Origin of the sequence: uncultured Negativibacillus sp. (genome assembly GCF_944388365.1) — a bacterium.
In the GTDB taxonomy this organism is placed as follows: domain Bacteria; phylum Bacillota; class Clostridia; order Oscillospirales; family Ruminococcaceae; genus Negativibacillus.
Map to the genome: position 1 here is coordinate 21,622 of NZ_CALXIN010000015.1, position 15,637 is coordinate 37,258.

Genomic DNA, 15,637 nt, shown 5'->3' on the forward strand with positions numbered 1-15,637 from the left:
GTTTCCTCCGCTGTATCATTTTATGTGCGCGCCGGCAAAAAGGCTACTTGTTGGCCTTTTCCATCGCTTTGGCAAGCTGTGTGGACAGCTCCGCCGATGCCTGACGCGCCACCGAAATAATCGTATACAATCCCTTTTCCACATCCTGCGCATAGCTCAGACCAAAGTGGTTGCGGCTGCGCGCCTTGGAATAGCGCTTGATGATGCGTTTCACCTGCTCGGTCTGGTCCTCGGTAAAGGCACTTCCGCCGTTTGCAAGCTCACCCAGCACCTGCGCGCAGTCTTTTTTCAGCTCGCTGAGTTCCTCCATCGCCTGTTCGCGGAAGCGAGCCACCACCTCACGCTCATCCTTCGGGTCCAAGAACTTCATCTCGACGATCGAAGCCTCTCCACCCATTTCCACAATCTTGCCCAGCAGATACTTAAACCTTGTATAGCTCTGCCGGTTGTATGGCAGTAGGGCAACACCCTGTTTAAAATACTCCGCGCCGTACTCCTTGAGTTTTCTCCAGACATACACGCGATTTTTGGACGGATTGACCGGCACACTGTATCCCAGCGCCAGCCAACGGATCGGTTCTGCCATCGTCTTGCCCCCTTTGATGATCTCACATTTCTGAAACATCCATTACATTTATTTTACCCGTTTATACTGCCGTTTGCAATACTTGCAAGTGATTCTTTCGCTGACAGCATTGGCTTTTTCTATATAAACAAATCCCTTTCGACGTCTGCCGAAAGGGATTTGTTTACATTGTTCTCATTTTGTGGTATACTGTTGTTTGCCGGAAGGACGGCACGGTTGTTCCTCTTTTTCGTATAAAAGTAGAAAAAGGGGGGACCGCTATGACAGTTTTGGAAGTCATTGCACTTTTAAACCTGCTCTTTACGGTTATCTTTGGGATTCTGTCCTACATAAAGAAATAACCACCCCTATGTAAAGGGGCGGCGTTTCTACAAGCTATAAACTTGAACTTGGAACGACCGTCCTCTAGCACAGGAAGCCGTCCTTCTGGTACTCATTATAACACCTGTACAAGCCCGCTGTCAAGCGAACTTGCTTTGCATAAAGAAATAACCACCCCTATGTAAAGGGGCGGCGTTTCCTCAAGTTCATTGCTTATTTGGGAACGACCGTCCTCTGACACAGGAAGCCGTCCTTCTGCTACCTATTATATCACCTGTAAAAGCCCGCTGTCAAGCGAACTTGCTTTGCATAAAGAAATAACCACCCCTATGTAAAGGGGCGGCGTTTCCTCAAGTAGATCACTTTATTTGGGAACGACCGTCCTCTAGCACAGGAAGCCGTCCTTCTGCTACCTATTATATCACCTGTCAAAGCCCGCTGTCAAGCGGGCTTTTTTGTCGCAAAAAAATCCCCCTTTGGGTGGAGAACCAAAGGGGGTGTCGAAGCCTTGCCTGTACAGACAACTGCTTCAAAAAATTTTTAGTCGGAAGACTGGCATCAATCAAATCGAGGTTTTCGGAACACGTTCCCGAGCCCCTCCATAGAAAGATACCGTCGAGGTTTCCCTCGACGGTATCCGTTATTTAGGCTTTGAAATTATTTTCCGTAAGGAAAACTTCTTTCATGCACTGTAAGGTTTCAAAGAAACCTTACCGAAGTTATTTTCCGATAGGAAAATTACTTCTATTTCTTCAGTGCCAGAGCGCCAGCAGCAGCAACAGAAACAACTGCCAGGGAAACAGCCAGACCTACAAAGTCCTCAGCGCCAGTGACTGGGTTTGGTTTGCTGTTGTTGTTGGTTTCTTTGTTGTCGTCATCTGGAACAACAACTTCCTGGGTGTTGTCATCTTTGTCGTCTTCTTCAACTTCTACTTCTTCAGTAGACAGAACGTAGTTGCCGAGCTCTTTGGTCTCGAATACGAAACCGTCAACTTTTTCGTTGGTGTGAGCGATTGCGAAATCTTCAACGTACTCAGCGTCAACTTTGGTGTAACCGTCTTCAGTTACCTGATATGGAACCAGGGAAGCATCGTCGGAAACGAGGATCAGAGTGCCGGTTCTGGAGAAGTTAGCGTTCTCGTTGTCGAAGGAGAAGCATGCATCAGCTTCGTCAAAGTCGCCAGCGATTGCTTTATCGTAAGCAGTGCTCAGGTCGAGGTACATGGACTCGCCAGCGTACATTTTAACCTGGAAGAATGCTTTGTCAGCAAAGTCGAATACAGCTACGCCGTTCTCGTCTTTAGCAACTTTCCAAACAGCTGGTTTGGAAGCGTCGTTGGTCCAGGTGAAATCTACAGTTCTGATGTCAGAAGCTTCGTATTTACCGGAAACCCAAACTTTGTTGGTGGTGTTCTTGTTGGACTTGTTGTCAGCAACGTATACGTAGTACTTCATGTCAGCAGCTTTAGCCAGTTTCCATGTATCTTTCAGGGTAACCTTGAGGTATACAGCGTTTGGCATGATTTCGTTGGTGTGATCTTTGTAGGACAGGTAGTCAACTTCGTCAGCTTTGTACAGCTCAGCCTTCTCAACGAGGTCAGCAACGCCGTTGTCCTCTTCGATCAGGTTGATGGACCAGTTCTTGTCGATGTTGCCGGTGTAGTGACCGTATTTAACGGTGTTAACAACGTAGTTGCCGCTGGTCTCCCATTTGTTTTCTTCGATCTCGCCGAGGTCTTCGTTAACTGCAGCAACTTCTGGCAGGTTAGCTACAACTTCAACGCCAGCTTTCAGAACAACATCAGTATCAACTGCTGGAGCAACATTGTCCATTGTAACTGTCTGTCCACCTAAAACACCGGTGGTAACTTTAGCAAGTTCTTTTACAACTGTTGGAACTGCAGCATTAAGAGCTTCGTAAGAAAGATCATATTTTACAGTAGCTGGACCATAAGCATTGTTAGTGCCTACTTTGTACAGCCAGCTAGCATCAATATGAGCTACATCACCAGGGTTGTTCAGGTTTATATGAGAAGCACCTGAAACGACAGTATAGTTGAACTTGTCATTAGCAGCATCGTAGCTGATGGAGAATTTTACATCTGCACTATCATATTCAATACCAGCTACAGCATCAGTGATGCCACCCTTACCGGTTACATCTTTACCGTTGAGCAGAACGCGAACGTTCTCAACCATTTTGCCGTATCTGTCTTCTACTCTGTTAGGAATCTTAACAATTCTCCAACCTGCTTTAACTTCAGCAGCAGTCAGACCGTGAGAACCAGTATAAGAAGCTGTGTCTGCTACATCACGGTTGTACCAGTAGAGAACCTTGTTCTGGTTGTCTCTGTACTCGAATGGTTTTACTGTTGCATCTGCGTCAACTGCGATCAGATCTTCAGCAGTAAATTCGTCCCACAGAACTGGATCGAAAGAAACGGTAGTAGCTTCTACTTTGTCATAACCCTGATGAGCACCTACAACGGTGTACTCTTTCTGGTTGTTAGCGTACAGAGGCATCCAGATAACGTCGCCTTCGTTGAAGTTGATTCTGGTTTTGCCGTCCAGTTTGGTGTTGGAACCGGTAACGATGTCGCCATCTTTGTTGGTTACAAACATTTTGCCATCGAACTGGAAACCTGCTGGCCAAGCAGCTGTGTCGCTGGAACCGCTAGCATACTGAATAGCGAAAGCGTTAGCGCCCATGCCCAGTACCATAGCAGAAGCCATAGCTACGGAAAGTACTTTTTTCATAGTCTTTCTTCCTCCTAAAATAATTTTCGCCCGCATATTTATACATTCACTGTATGTCGCAGGCTTTTTTGTTTGCACAGAATCCGCCTCCACGCGTCCTCCGTGTCTGACATTATTGTATCTCAAACCGGTAAAAGCCGCAATACCACTTAGTCAACACTTCGTTTCTTTTTTGTCGCACTTCGCAAAGAAATTTACATTTTCATGAAGCTGGCCCAATTTTTCTGAACCAAATTGTCATTATTACGCCTAAAAGATTACAAAAAAATAACAAACCGGTGAGATTTTCTTCTAACGCCGGTTTGTTATTTTATTTTCTGCCACAAATATATGTCAAGGTGTCGCTTATCGTTCATGATGCTTTAATTATGTTCTTTAATATACTTTTAGAAGAATAATTATACATTAAGCGACAAAAAAATAAAGACCATCTCGCGATGCCCTCTGCCTTACGCCCCAACGGCGTTCTCTTTACTTCTTGCTTCTGCTGTTCCACCGGTGATCACCGTATCCAGCAGCTTTGCCATTTCCTTTGGCGGCGTGCGCATCCCATCCTCCACCCACGGCACCAGCATTCCCTGGATACCCGCGGCACAGAACCGGCTGCCATACCGTCGTTCTTCACCAAACAGACTGTCCTTCATACACCGCACACTGATCTGCTCGCACATCCTTGCCATCATCTTTGGTTCTCCCGACTCGCTTGTCAGCATCCGCGCCACATCTCGGTTTTCCTCCAGATAGCACAGCACCTTCAGCAGCAGCGGGTACGGTCCGTTTTCCAGCGCACTGTCCGGCACGCTTGCGATCATCTCGTCCAGCTCCTGTTCGATTTCCACTTCCACCTGTTCTTTCAGGTCAAAAGCATCTCGATAGTGGTGGTAAAAGGTTCCTCGATGTACATCCGCCTCTTCGGTCAGCTCCTTGATGGTGATATCGTCGATGCTCTTTTTGCTCAACAATTTCACCAGGGCTGCACGCAAAGCCTTTTTGGTTTTACGGATTCTTCGGTCCTCTGCACGGTCTTCAAAACGTTCCATATTCACGCTGTAACACCTCCTTCATAGTAATATTCTTCCACTCTTCATGGTCTATGGAGAATATAGCTAAAAAATATTTTTCAGCGTATATTGATTTTAGTATAAATGTAAGAGTAGCGTTTGTCAACAACTTTTCCAAAAAATGTAGAATAAATTCTCCTGAATAATTCCCACAACTTGTCCCATACTCAAGACAGCTTAACCAAAGAAAGGATCGCTGAGCATGAACAAAGAAACACCCATTTCCACCGCATCGCTCAAGATCGTATCCATCTTTCTGCTGATACTTTCGGCGGGACTGGCGATCTGGGCATCCATCACCTACGTCCGCATGAACACCTATCGCTCTGCGCTGCAAAACACCTGGCTGCGCGCGGCAGACCTTGCCTCGGATAACCTGGCAAATCTTTCCTCCGACCTTGTCAAAGGGATGTACGCCGGCACCTCGCCGCAGCTGTCGATGATCTCGTCCAAGATGTGGAAGGAGTCCGCCGCTGCCAAATCGGCGCTGTCCACGCTGCCCGTCACCGACACCACCCTGGAAAACACCAATAAATTCCTGTCCCAGGCGGGCGACTACGCTATCTATCTGTCCCAGAAGAGTGCAAACGGCGAGCCCATCACCGACGAGGAGCGCCAGAACTTTGCCTCTCTGCGCGAATACGCCGACCGCCTCAGCGCGCAGATGGACCAGATCGCGACCGCACTGTCCGATGGCTCGCTGACCATCGAACAGCTCAACGCCGCCGAACAGCAGGCGGATGCAGACGCGGACGCAGTCCCTGCCGCCGTGGAATCCACCTCCCAGCTCAAACAGGTGGAGGATAGCTTCACCGGCTACCCGACGCTCATCTATGATGGACCGTTCTCCGACCACCTTCTCGAGCGTACACCGCGCATGACCGAGGGCCAGCCGGAGCTGACCGTCGACCAGGCGCGCCAGAAGCTGTCCACCGTCACCACCGTTGACCTTCCCGAGATGCGGGAGGAAAACTCCACTCTGCCTTCTTATGTATTCCATGACGGCGCCAATAACTCGGTTGCCATCACTAAAAATGGCGGCTATCTCTGCTACCTTGTCACCGATAAAAGCGGACTGACCGGCGGAGACCTCAGCTATGACGAGGCCGTGCAGAAGGCACAGGCCTACCTTGAAAAGAACGGCTACACCTCCATGAAGGACACCTACTACGAAACCAGCGACGGCGTGATGACGCTCAACTTTGCCTACTACCACCCTGACACCCAGACCGTCTGCTACACCGACCTCATCAAGGTGGAGGTCTCGCTGAGCGACGGCGCCATTGTCGGACTGGACGCCCGCGGCTACCTTGTCAACCATACCGACCGCACCTTTGAAGCTCCCGCACTCACCGTCGAGCAGGCGCGCCAGTCGGTCAGCTCCGTCCTCACCGTAGAGAGCACCCGCCTGGCACTGATTCCCACCTCCGGTCAGAATGAAGTGCTGACCTACGAATTCCTGTGCAGCTCTTCCACTGGGGATAAGGTGCTGTGCTATGTCGACACCCAGACCGGCGCAGAAGAGCAGCTTTTGATCCTTCTGCAGACTCCCAATGGTATGCTGACCAAATAAATATACAAAACAAAAAATCCCCTGTGAGAAGTCAGGGGATTTTTTGTTTTGTGCAGAAACGCCTTTCCTGCACGATATTTGGAAGGATTATGTTGATTGTAGAGGATATCAAAACAAAGGACAACAGCCACAGGAAATACATAAATTTGCAATTTTAACCAATAAAAATTTGCAAAACAAATTTCCCTCCATCTGTTGCATTTCCATTATACACTCTGTTTTATCCTTTGTCAATGCGAATCAGATGATTTTCCCCTTTGTTATTTGATTTTCTATTAACAATCTTCTGCAGGATTCTCAAAGCGCTTCATGCACGATATTGATTTTGGGCTGTCATCCTCATACAAAAGTATCCCTCTGTCCGTTTCGCCGCTTTTATGATATAATAACTGCTATACTCATCCAAACAACCTCAACCCGATTGATATAGAAAGGAAGATCGCCATGGCACTTGACGGCACTCTTCTGCGCCAGATCAAGCACGAGCTGGAAGGCTGTCTGATCGGCGCACGTATTGATAAGATCCACCAATTTTCCCGCGAGGAGATGATCTTTGTCCTGCGCCTGCCGCAGCCGACCGCTGACGGCGCGCGCAGCGTCAAACTCTACCTGTCTGCCGGCGCCGATAGCCCGCGCCTGCACCTGACCACCTCCTCCTTTGAAAATCCAAAATCTCCTCCCATGTTCTGTATGCTGATGCGCAAATACCTGGGCAGCGCCAAGCTCATTGAGCTTCGGCAGATCGGCCTGGACCGTATCCTGCACCTCATCTTTGAGACCCGCAACGAAATGGGCGACCTGGTTCATCTCACCGTCGCTATCGAGATCATGGGCCGCCACTCCAATATCATCCTTGTGGATGAAAACGGCCGCGTCATCGACTCGATCAAGCGCATCGACGACACCATGTCCTCGGTACGTCCCATCCTCCCAGGCGTCCACTATACCCTGCCGCCAGCTCAGAATAAGCTCGACTTGATCGACACCACTCCTGAGCAGATCGAACAGGCACTGCGCACCGGCAAGGATGTTCCGCTTTCCAAGGCATTGCTTTCTGCAGTGCAGGGCGTCTCTCCTATCGTCTGCCGCGAAATTGCAAACTATGTCTTTCTCGGCAACGACGGTGTCATCTCGGAGATGACACCTGATCACTATGACCGCCTGCGCTTTTTCCTGAGTCGTGTCATTGAGATGGCCCGCGACTATACCGGTACTCCCACCAGTGTCATCGACGCCCGCAAAAAGCCGGTGGACTTCTCCTTCATGGACATCCATCAGTACGGCGGCACCATGTTCACCCGCACTTACGACAGCTACAGCCAGCTGCTCGATGACTTTTATACCCAGCGGGACAACATCCAGCGGATGCGGCACCGCAGTGCAGATCTGCTCAAGACACTCGCCAATACCGCCGACCGTATCGCCCGCAAGCTGAGCCTGCAGGAAAAGGAGCTGGCCGACTGTTCCGACCGCGAGACCTGGAAAATCTACGGCGACCTCATCAACGCCAACCTCTATTCCATCCAGAAAGGCGATCATTCGGTTACCCTCGTCAACTTCTACGACGAAAACCAGAGCGAAATCACCATCCCGCTGGACCCTCGCAAAACACCGGCGCAGAACGCGCAGAAGTATTACGGGGAATATCGCAAGGCCGATACCGCCGAAAAGAAACTGCGCGAGCTGATCGAAGAAGGTCAGCAGGAAGCCGTCTACATCGACTCGGTCTTTGACGCACTCACCCGTGCACAGACCAACGACGAATTGACCGCCATCCGAACCGAGCTTGCCGAACAGGGTTACCTCCGCCATAAAGGAAATACTCCTAAAAAAGGAAAGGAACTCAAGCTCAAACCCAAACGTTACCTGTCGGACGATGGCTTCACCATTCTGGTCGGACGCAATAACGTGCAGAACGACCAGCTCACCCTCAAAGAATCCCGCGGACGGGATGTTTGGTTCCACACCAAAAACATCCCAGGCTCCCATACAATCGTTGTCAGTGATGGTAAGGAAGTCCCTAATACCACCCTGCATCAGGCTGCTATCCTTGCTGCTGTCAACTCCAAGGCTGCCGAGTCCTCTCAGGTACCGGTGGACTATACCCTCATTAAAAATGTTAAAAAGCCTCGCGGCGCAAAACCTGGCATGGTCATCTATGTCAGCTATCAGACCGCCTATGTAACTCCTGATCTGGAGCTGGAAAAGCGCCTGCTTGTGGAATAATCCCTCTGTCTGTCCTGAAAGGAGGCTGACTTATGATTACATTTTCCCGTATTACTGACCCGTCCCATCTGTATTTCGACAAAGCATTCGCTCTGTACGCCACCAGCTTCCCTCAGCATGAACAGCGCCTTTCTCTCAGCCAGCGTCGTATCCTTTCCCATCCGCAGTATCACTGCGATGTCATCCTTTCGGATAACCGCTTCTGTGGCATCCTCTTTTACTGGGAAATAAACCAGCTGTGCTACGTCGAACATTTTGCCATCCTTTCTTCCCTTCGGGGACAGGGAATCGGCTCCCAGGCGATCAAAATATTTCTGCAGCAGCATCCTCACACCTTGCTGGAGATTGATCCCCCGATAGATGATATTTCCTGTCGACGCAAACAGTTCTATACCTCGCTGGGCTTTGTGGAAAATCCCTATTCCCACCTGCATCCGCCCTACCGTCCTCATTTCATGTCCCATCCTTTACTGGTAATGAGCTTCCCAGATGTTCTACTTCCGCAGGAATATCAGAGCTTTGCTTCCTTCTTAAAGGATGTTGTCATGGACTCGGTATTTTAACCTTATTGCCTAAAAACAGCAAATACTTCAAAGGACGTATCACCTGCATCGCAGATGATACGTCCTTTTCTTTCGCTTCTATTCCCTTTCTTTCACCGGTACACATAGTTCACATAGATGCCAGTCCACCAGCCTTTTCGCATATCGTTCCATTACCGGCCTTGTAAGGTCCAGCGTATAGCCCATTCGTCCTAAATATCCGAAACTTTCCGACCATGCCCGTTCAACAGCCTGACTGATATGTTCAATTAAGAACACCACATAGTTTCCGCCCGAAAGTTCCCTGCTGTAAACTTCATTCCCTGACACTTTTACAGACTCGCCGGCGATCATGCAGACATCATATCTGCATTGACTAGCTTCTGTAATCGCTGGGTCGTCCATCGCAATGGCAAGAATCACACTGTCTGACCCAAATAAACTATGTTCTCTCAGCCATTCCTTCCATCTTTGCATCAGAACTGCATTTTCCTTTCCGTATGCTCCTACTCGACGTGTATAGATCACCCGAACAGGGTTTAATCTTTCCTCTCTCATTTGAATAAAAAATGCCATTGTTTTTCTCCGCTTCCTATTCGTACACCGGTGCCACAGACAGAATACCCCCAATTAAAATGTTTTTCAACTACCCATTTAAAATTTGTCTGCTGCTGTATTTTGGGGGACTTCATTTTGTAAAAAACAAAAAGCAGCTGCTGTGCTTCCTATTCCACGGGCACAGCAAACTGCTTTTTCTTTTGTTCTATATCGTAAAGATGTCCAGGTCCTGTCCGTTAACCACCGGTCCAGAATACCCTGCCTGATGGATTTCCTCCAGAATGGCCTTGCATCGCCAATCCATCTCTGCATCCAGATCCTTTGTGTTGTCCTGAATGTTCATGTGGTAAATGCGGTGGTAGGTCACCAGCAGTTTGGGCTGCGCCTTTTGTGCTACCTTCGCCAGATCCACGCTCAGCGTGTGTACCTCACGGTGATACTTCTGCCACTTCGGCTCTCGGGAGGACAGTCCGCCGCTGTATTCCACCTCGTGCAGCAGAATGTCACATCCCTGCGCTTTCTGCGCCACAATGTCCAACGGAGCCGTATCTCCGCTGATAACAATCACCTTTCCGTCCACGGTGGTAAACTTGTATCCATAGCTCTCCAATGTGCCGTGGCTGACCAAAAATGCCTCCACCTGTACGCGGTCATCCTGGTAGATGATCCCTTCGCCGATTTCCTCCGCCTGTACCCGATAGCCGACCTCGTTTGCCTTCTCAAAGCCGTGGATACGAAAATCAATGTCCACAGCATAGGCTGCCAGCAGATGTTCGGTCATCGACTTGATTCCCTTCGGACCGTAGACCTGCAGCGGCTGTGAGCGTTCCAATACCCACGGAGTAAAGATCAGGTCCGCATAACCGACGGTGTGGTCGGTGTGCAGATGGGTACAAAACGCCACCGTCAACAAATCCGGACGCAAAGCATCAATTCCTTTGTAGTAAGCTTTGGATGCCTGTCGAACCACACCTGGCCCAAAATCCACCAGATAAGCTCTGTCTCCTACCACGACCGCGGAACAAGGACCGCTGGCATTGGGACAGGCGTTAGGAGTTCCTGTTCCCAGCAGAACCAATTTTGTCTGCATCTTTCTTCCTCCTTCTTTTGATAAAAAACCTCCGCCATCAAATGCGGAGGTTTTTTATCATGTATTTTCTCCAGTTTATGCCTCAGTTGGTTCATCCGTATCTGGGAACTGCTGTCTTTTCTTAAAGTAATACAGGATATACAGCAGTCCGGTCAGAATCCAGGAAATTGGGTAGCTGTACACGATCATTTCCAGTGTGTTGTTCAGCGGCAGGATAAACAGAATCCAGATGACACGGAAAGCACAGATGCCACCGCAGGTCATCAGCATCGGCAAAACGACGTCGCCTGTGCCGCGCAGCGCACCGGAATAAACTTCCACAAACGCAAATGCCGCATATGCAGGAGCCATAAAATGCAGGATTTTCATACCGATGTCGATAACCTGCGCATCGGTGGTGAACAGCTGGAAAGCAAATCCACCGAAAATCAGCAGCAGCACACTGATGACTACCGAGCTGCCAAAGTCCATTCCCAGACAGATGTTGATACTCTTCTTCATTCGGCCAAACTTTCTGGCGCCATAGTTCTGACCAACAAAGGTAGTGATCGCGATACCAAATGCACCGCTGATCATCCAGTACAGTGAGTCAATCTTGCTGAAGGCTGTCCATGCGGCTACCGTCTCGGTACCGAAGGTGTTTAACGAACTTTGGATGATGATATTAGAAACACTGTACATTGCTGACTGCAATCCAGCTGGCAGACCGATCTTGAGGATCATACCCATCGGCTGCACATACAGACGGATTTTGCTCAGATGCAGCTTAAACATATCGGTCGAGCGGCACAATGTAATGGTAACCAGTACCGCACTGACACCCTGAGAAAAGGTAGTTGCAATCGCTGCGCCCGCTACACCCATCTTAAAGAAAACAATCAGCACAAGGTCCAATATAATGTTGATGATACAGCAGACAATCAAAAAGTAAAGCGGTCTGCGGCTGTCGCCGACTGCACGAAGGATACCTGCGCCTACGTTGTAGATAAAGACAAAGATAAGTCCTGCAAAGTAGATGCACAGATACGTTTCCGACAGATTTATAACATCTGATGGTGTGTTGATCATCTCCAGCAGCGGCCGTGTCAGTAAAATCGACACAATCGAAATCAAAAGGCCTCCGGCGATGGAAAGAGCGTAGGCGGTACGCAGAGCTTTTTGTACACCGTCCGGATTTTTCGCACCGTAGTTCTGCGAGATAACGACCGTTGCACCGGAGGCAAGACCGGTAAAAAATCCGACGATCAGGTTAATGATCTGGCTGGTCGATCCGCCAACGGCTGCCAGCGCCTCGGTTCCGACAAAACGTCCCACAACCACTGTGTCCGCCGTGTTGTAAATCTGCTGAAAAAAGGTTCCCAGAACGATCGGGAAAAAGAAAATCAGCAGCTGTTTCCAGATGACTCCACTGATAATTTGGTTTTCCTTGTTTTCCACTTGCTGCATACACATCCACCCTTCCATGATTTCTCCTTATTTATATAGCATAACTGCGCAAGAATGTCGATAGATATTTTAAATAAATTTTTGAAAATTTAAATTGACACGGATAGAACGGTATTGTATTCTGTTTTTAAAAAGAGGAGTGAAAAATGATATGGCCAAAACAGAAAAACCTTCCAAATTTACTATATTTGAAACTACCTGCCGCCAGATGGAACAGCAGGGTTATCACCAAAAATCGCTGATTATTTCTGCCAAGAAACTCAATCTGATTTCGATACTTCTCATCGTTCCGATTATTGCTGTACCACTTCTTCTTTATCTGCTGCGATGGGGGTTTTTCTCAGGAAATTTTGTTGCTATCCAGTTTGCAGGCTGGTTCTTGCCTGCTCTTATCCTCTCCATCTTTGTACACGAGTTGATCCATGGCATTACCTGGAGCCTTTTCTGTAAAGACGGATTTCACAGTATTCATTTCGGATTCCAGCTCAAAACCCTGACTCCCTACTGTCATTGTGCTCAACCGCTGCAAAAAGGAGCTTATCTGATCGGCACACTGATGCCTTGTCTGATTTTGGGTGTCGGAGCGATTGTTCTTTCGATGCTGTTTCCGTTTCCTGACCTTGTTTTGTTTGGTGCTGTCAATATAGCACTTGCTGTTGGCGACCTTGCGATTGCGCTGCTCCTGCTTCCTCAAAAGGAGGTTCTGGTCGTCGATCATCCCACCGAGCCTGGACTAATTGCCTTTACCCGATAAGATAAATAGAAAGGACCTTCAGATTACTCTGAGGGTCCTTTCTATTTATCGCTTTTCCACCGGCATCCACAGCTAGATCACTCTTTTTTCCCTTTCTGCTCCCATCAGCCAGCGAATCATCGCCACTTCTGTTCCCTGCGCCAGCTGAAATTCCGAACCAGGCAGCCACTCTGTCAGGATTTCTTTGCGAAGCTGCGTCTGTTTTTCGGTCGGATAATCGCACGGTTCTGTTTCAAACACTGCATAGGTGGCAGCAGGAAGAACAATCTTTTCAAACATTTGGTCGATCTCTGGATTGAGTTTTATAATGTTTTGATAACGCTGTTCGGTCAGCCAGCAATCCGAATGATTATACCGCGCTGCAATGTAAAAATCGTATGCCTCCTCACTGACTCCTGATATCAGCGTATAGGAGGTTTCACAGTCCTTGACCAAACCCTGTAACGCAAACTGCTGTAATCTGGTATGTATGAAAAAGTTTTTCTCCTGCTCGTCTCGATCAGACGGTACTCCCGAAAATCTCCGTTTGTACCCAAGGAAATACATCGTATCTGCTGTTTGAATATGATACTTCATTTTTTCTTCTTTCTCCCTTCTGTGTTGTAACGTCAAACGCTCAAAGGATTTTAACGGAAGATGATTCTTTCTTGCAACGGATGGATTTACCCCGTAAAATTTGCGAAATGCTCTGCTAAAACTTTCTGATGATTCATACTGATATTTCAGAGCAATTTCCAAGACAGATGCGCAAGAGTTTTGCAATTCTTCTTTTGCACAGGAAAGGCGCCGCTTGCGGACATACTCCCCGACACTGTATCCGCTTAAAACTCCGAACACCCGTTGGAAATGGTATACAGAAACGTGACATTGATGCGCCAGCAGATCACTGTCGATTTGTTCTGTAAGATGTTCCTCTATAAAATCCACCGTTTGCTGGATTGTTTCTATCCAATCCATTCTTCTCTCCTCCTTTCTGTCTCCATTATAGTCACTCTACCTCTTTCCTTCTTGACTTTTTCTGCTCTTCTGCAAAAACGGCACAGGACAGTTTGTCCTGTGCCGTTTGTTATTTTGCTAGATTCCTTTTTGCTCCATCACCGAGTATACATACAGCGGTAAGCACTGTTCTAATGCCTGATCGCTTGCCTTGCTGCTGAAACTGCCGTTTGCTGCACCTGCTGCATCAAAGGTCCTGCACTGCTCCATCTGAATCAGTGCATCGGTAAACAGCTCCTGATCCCCTGTTTCCAGTCCGATCAACGCTATCAACGCATAAACAGATGGTGTCTCATAGCTGTATCTCTGAATGGCTGTTCCATCCGCATTGTACTTTGCATAGATGCCGGTGGTGTTCATCGTCTCCTTCAGCCATTCCAGCGTCGCCTTCTTCACCTTGCCCTGCTGTGCCAGATGATATACCGTCATCAGGGATTCGGTGGTGTCGATCACCGTCTTTTTGTAACTCTGTTTGTCTGTATTGTAGGAGGTGCAGTACAGCGGAAACTCTGCACCGAGATAACCCTTCTGCACCAGCGACAGTGCATTTGCACTTAATTTCTCGTCACCCAGCAGTGCGATTGCCGACAGGTTCAGGTCGCTGAGCGCAACCTCTCCGGTGAAATTGCTGTCCTTCACCTTGCTCAGAACAGCCTGACGCAGTGCCATTGCCTGGGTCTCATATCCCTTCCATGCACTCATCGCCTGCAGCAGACGCAGATCATCGCCCAAATCTCCAGTCGAACCGTTTGTGTCCACCCACTGCTTCTGGGTATCCAGCAGCGATTTGTTCAGACTGTTGACCGCATACTGTGCCAGAAAGCTCTGTGCAGTGGAACTGGTGCTGCTCACCGTTGCAGCCTTTTTGACTGTTCCGTCTGCCTTGAGCAGATTGCTCTGTACATAGGACAGCGTCTGTGCATCCGCACCTTTTGTCGCATAATCCAGAATTGCGCGCAGATGATCTTTCGTTTCGATCACATCCGGATAGCAATAGATAATCTCTCCCTCTGGATTGAGCAGCAATGTCGTTGGAATCTGGGTAATGCCCAGCGACTGGAAGGATTTTGCATCGTGGTCATACAGCACCGGCAGACCAGGCTGCTGAGCCTTGATAAAATCTACACCGTCCTGTTTGGTTTCCTTCTTTCCATCAATATAGTCAATCAGATACCACTGTACGTTGTCATATTCGCTCAATACCGGTTTGAGTGTCGGCAGCAGATCAAATTCATGCTGACAATCCGAACACCAGCTTGCCCAATAGGTCACCAGTGTGTATTGTCCTTCTGTGATGTTGATCTTTTTCGCATTTCCGTTCTCATCATAGAACTGATCCTGCGGGATTTTTTCTCCCAGCACCATCTTTGTCGGGTAGCCGGTATATCTTGTTTCCGCTGCACTGGTCACCATCACCAGAACGCTGCCTAACGTGCCCAGCAAAATCGCAGCAGCACAAAAGAGACTGATCAGCCGGCAGAGTTTCTTGGAAAAATTCATCTTTACATTCCCCTTCCTGAACCGGATATTCTATTTTCTTCTATCAGCGCAGTATTTTTCCTGCTTTCTTTTAACTATACACTTTCTTTTTTACCTGCGTCAACCGATTTCCTGCCTTTCACAGCAAATCTGTTTAAAAAAGCCGCCCAATTGAAGTGACCCCCAAAAGTTAGACAATATTTGAAAGTAAAAATTGTTTAAGCAACCGAAAGGGCTTGTTGTCTGTG

12 protein-coding genes are annotated in these 15,637 nt (G+C 48.4%); 4 read left to right on the top strand and 8 right to left on the bottom strand.

The features are described 5' to 3' along the window. Positions 1 to 43: 43 nt before the first annotated feature. The 3 genes from Q0L39_RS04010 to Q0L39_RS04020 form a co-directional block, all read right to left on the bottom strand. Positions 44 to 586 (bottom strand): Chromate resistance protein ChrB, encoded by a 543-nt coding sequence (locus Q0L39_RS04010; RefSeq protein WP_296627045.1) that lies wholly within the window; start codon positions 584 to 586, stop codon positions 44 to 46. Between the two features lie 1,065 nt (positions 587 to 1,651). After that, the gene (locus tag Q0L39_RS04015) at positions 1,652 to 3,664 is read right to left on the bottom strand and encodes a hypothetical protein (protein ID WP_296627046.1); all 2,013 of its coding nucleotides are present in this window, start codon (positions 3,662 to 3,664) and stop codon (positions 1,652 to 1,654) included. A gap of 449 nt (positions 3,665 to 4,113) precedes the next feature. Beyond that, positions 4,114 to 4,704, bottom strand: a complete 591-nt coding sequence (locus tag Q0L39_RS04020; protein ID WP_296627058.1) for a TetR/AcrR family transcriptional regulator — start codon at positions 4,702 to 4,704, stop codon at positions 4,114 to 4,116. Between the two features lie 223 nt (positions 4,705 to 4,927). Between Q0L39_RS04020 and ypeB the strand changes: the two genes are divergently transcribed. The 3 genes from ypeB (at position 4,928) to Q0L39_RS04035 (ending at position 9,087) form a co-directional block, all read left to right on the top strand. Next, positions 4,928 to 6,298, top strand: coding sequence for a germination protein YpeB (gene ypeB / locus Q0L39_RS04025; RefSeq protein ID WP_296627047.1), 1,371 nt, complete (start codon positions 4,928 to 4,930; stop codon positions 6,296 to 6,298). 444 nt (positions 6,299 to 6,742) lie between these two features. Then, entirely contained in the window at positions 6,743 to 8,524 is a 1,782-nt protein-coding gene (locus tag Q0L39_RS04030) for an NFACT RNA binding domain-containing protein (protein ID WP_296627048.1), read from the top strand. Between the two features lie 32 nt (positions 8,525 to 8,556). Next, positions 8,557 to 9,087 carry a GNAT family N-acetyltransferase gene (locus Q0L39_RS04035; RefSeq protein ID WP_296627049.1) on the top strand — a complete coding sequence of 177 codons (531 nt, stop codon included), beginning with the start codon at positions 8,557 to 8,559 and terminating at the stop codon, positions 9,085 to 9,087. Positions 9,088 to 9,165: 78 nt separating this feature from the next. Here Q0L39_RS04035 and Q0L39_RS04040 read toward each other — a convergent pair whose 3' ends face one another. The 3 genes from Q0L39_RS04040 to Q0L39_RS04050 form a co-directional block, all read right to left on the bottom strand. Further along, positions 9,166 to 9,642 (bottom strand): GyrI-like domain-containing protein, encoded by a 477-nt coding sequence (locus tag Q0L39_RS04040; RefSeq protein ID WP_296627050.1) that lies wholly within the window; start codon positions 9,640 to 9,642, stop codon positions 9,166 to 9,168. Between the two features lie 187 nt (positions 9,643 to 9,829). Continuing rightward, positions 9,830 to 10,714 carry an MBL fold metallo-hydrolase gene (locus tag Q0L39_RS04045; RefSeq protein WP_296627051.1) on the bottom strand — a complete coding sequence of 295 codons (885 nt, stop codon included), beginning with the start codon at positions 10,712 to 10,714 and terminating at the stop codon, positions 9,830 to 9,832. 75 nt (positions 10,715 to 10,789) lie between these two features. After that, entirely contained in the window at positions 10,790 to 12,160 is a 1,371-nt protein-coding gene (locus tag Q0L39_RS04050; RefSeq protein WP_296627052.1) for an MATE family efflux transporter, read from the bottom strand. Positions 12,161 to 12,311: 151 nt separating this feature from the next. Between Q0L39_RS04050 and Q0L39_RS04055 the strand changes: the two genes are divergently transcribed. Continuing rightward, the gene (locus Q0L39_RS04055) at positions 12,312 to 12,914 is read left to right on the top strand and encodes a DUF3267 domain-containing protein (RefSeq protein WP_296627053.1); all 603 of its coding nucleotides are present in this window, start codon (positions 12,312 to 12,314) and stop codon (positions 12,912 to 12,914) included. Positions 12,915 to 12,986: 72 nt separating this feature from the next. Here Q0L39_RS04055 and Q0L39_RS04060 read toward each other — a convergent pair whose 3' ends face one another. Together Q0L39_RS04060 and Q0L39_RS04065 are read right to left on the bottom strand one after the other, a co-directional pair. Then, on the bottom strand, positions 12,987 to 13,871 hold the full coding sequence (locus tag Q0L39_RS04060) for a helix-turn-helix domain-containing protein (RefSeq protein WP_296627054.1): 885 nt from the start codon (positions 13,869 to 13,871) through the stop codon (positions 12,987 to 12,989). Between the two features lie 117 nt (positions 13,872 to 13,988). Continuing rightward, the gene (locus tag Q0L39_RS04065) at positions 13,989 to 15,410 is read right to left on the bottom strand and encodes a TlpA disulfide reductase family protein (RefSeq protein WP_296627055.1); all 1,422 of its coding nucleotides are present in this window, start codon (positions 15,408 to 15,410) and stop codon (positions 13,989 to 13,991) included. Positions 15,411 to 15,637 lie beyond the last annotated feature (227 nt).

What these genes read in the sequence shown, in the direction of transcription:
- Q0L39_RS04010 (WP_296627045.1), bottom strand. Translation starts at nt 586, where the DNA reads ATGGCAGAACCGATCCGTTGGCTGGCGCTGGGATACAGTGTGCCGGTC.
- Q0L39_RS04015 (WP_296627046.1), bottom strand. Translation starts at nt 3,664, where the DNA reads ATGAAAAAAGTACTTTCCGTAGCTATGGCTTCTGCTATGGTACTGGGC.
- Q0L39_RS04020 (WP_296627058.1), bottom strand. Translation starts at nt 4,704, where the DNA reads ATGGAACGTTTTGAAGACCGTGCAGAGGACCGAAGAATCCGTAAAACC.
- ypeB (WP_296627047.1), top strand. Translation starts at nt 4,928, where the DNA reads ATGAACAAAGAAACACCCATTTCCACCGCATCGCTCAAGATCGTATCC.
- Q0L39_RS04030 (WP_296627048.1), top strand. Translation starts at nt 6,743, where the DNA reads ATGGCACTTGACGGCACTCTTCTGCGCCAGATCAAGCACGAGCTGGAA.
- Q0L39_RS04035 (WP_296627049.1), top strand. Translation starts at nt 8,557, where the DNA reads ATGATTACATTTTCCCGTATTACTGACCCGTCCCATCTGTATTTCGAC.
- Q0L39_RS04040 (WP_296627050.1), bottom strand. Translation starts at nt 9,642, where the DNA reads ATGGCATTTTTTATTCAAATGAGAGAGGAAAGATTAAACCCTGTTCGG.
- Q0L39_RS04045 (WP_296627051.1), bottom strand. Translation starts at nt 10,714, where the DNA reads ATGCAGACAAAATTGGTTCTGCTGGGAACAGGAACTCCTAACGCCTGT.
- Q0L39_RS04050 (WP_296627052.1), bottom strand. Translation starts at nt 12,160, where the DNA reads ATGCAGCAAGTGGAAAACAAGGAAAACCAAATTATCAGTGGAGTCATC.
- Q0L39_RS04055 (WP_296627053.1), top strand. Translation starts at nt 12,312, where the DNA reads ATGGCCAAAACAGAAAAACCTTCCAAATTTACTATATTTGAAACTACC.
- Q0L39_RS04060 (WP_296627054.1), bottom strand. Translation starts at nt 13,871, where the DNA reads ATGGATTGGATAGAAACAATCCAGCAAACGGTGGATTTTATAGAGGAA.
- Q0L39_RS04065 (WP_296627055.1), bottom strand. Translation starts at nt 15,410, where the DNA reads ATGAATTTTTCCAAGAAACTCTGCCGGCTGATCAGTCTCTTTTGTGCT.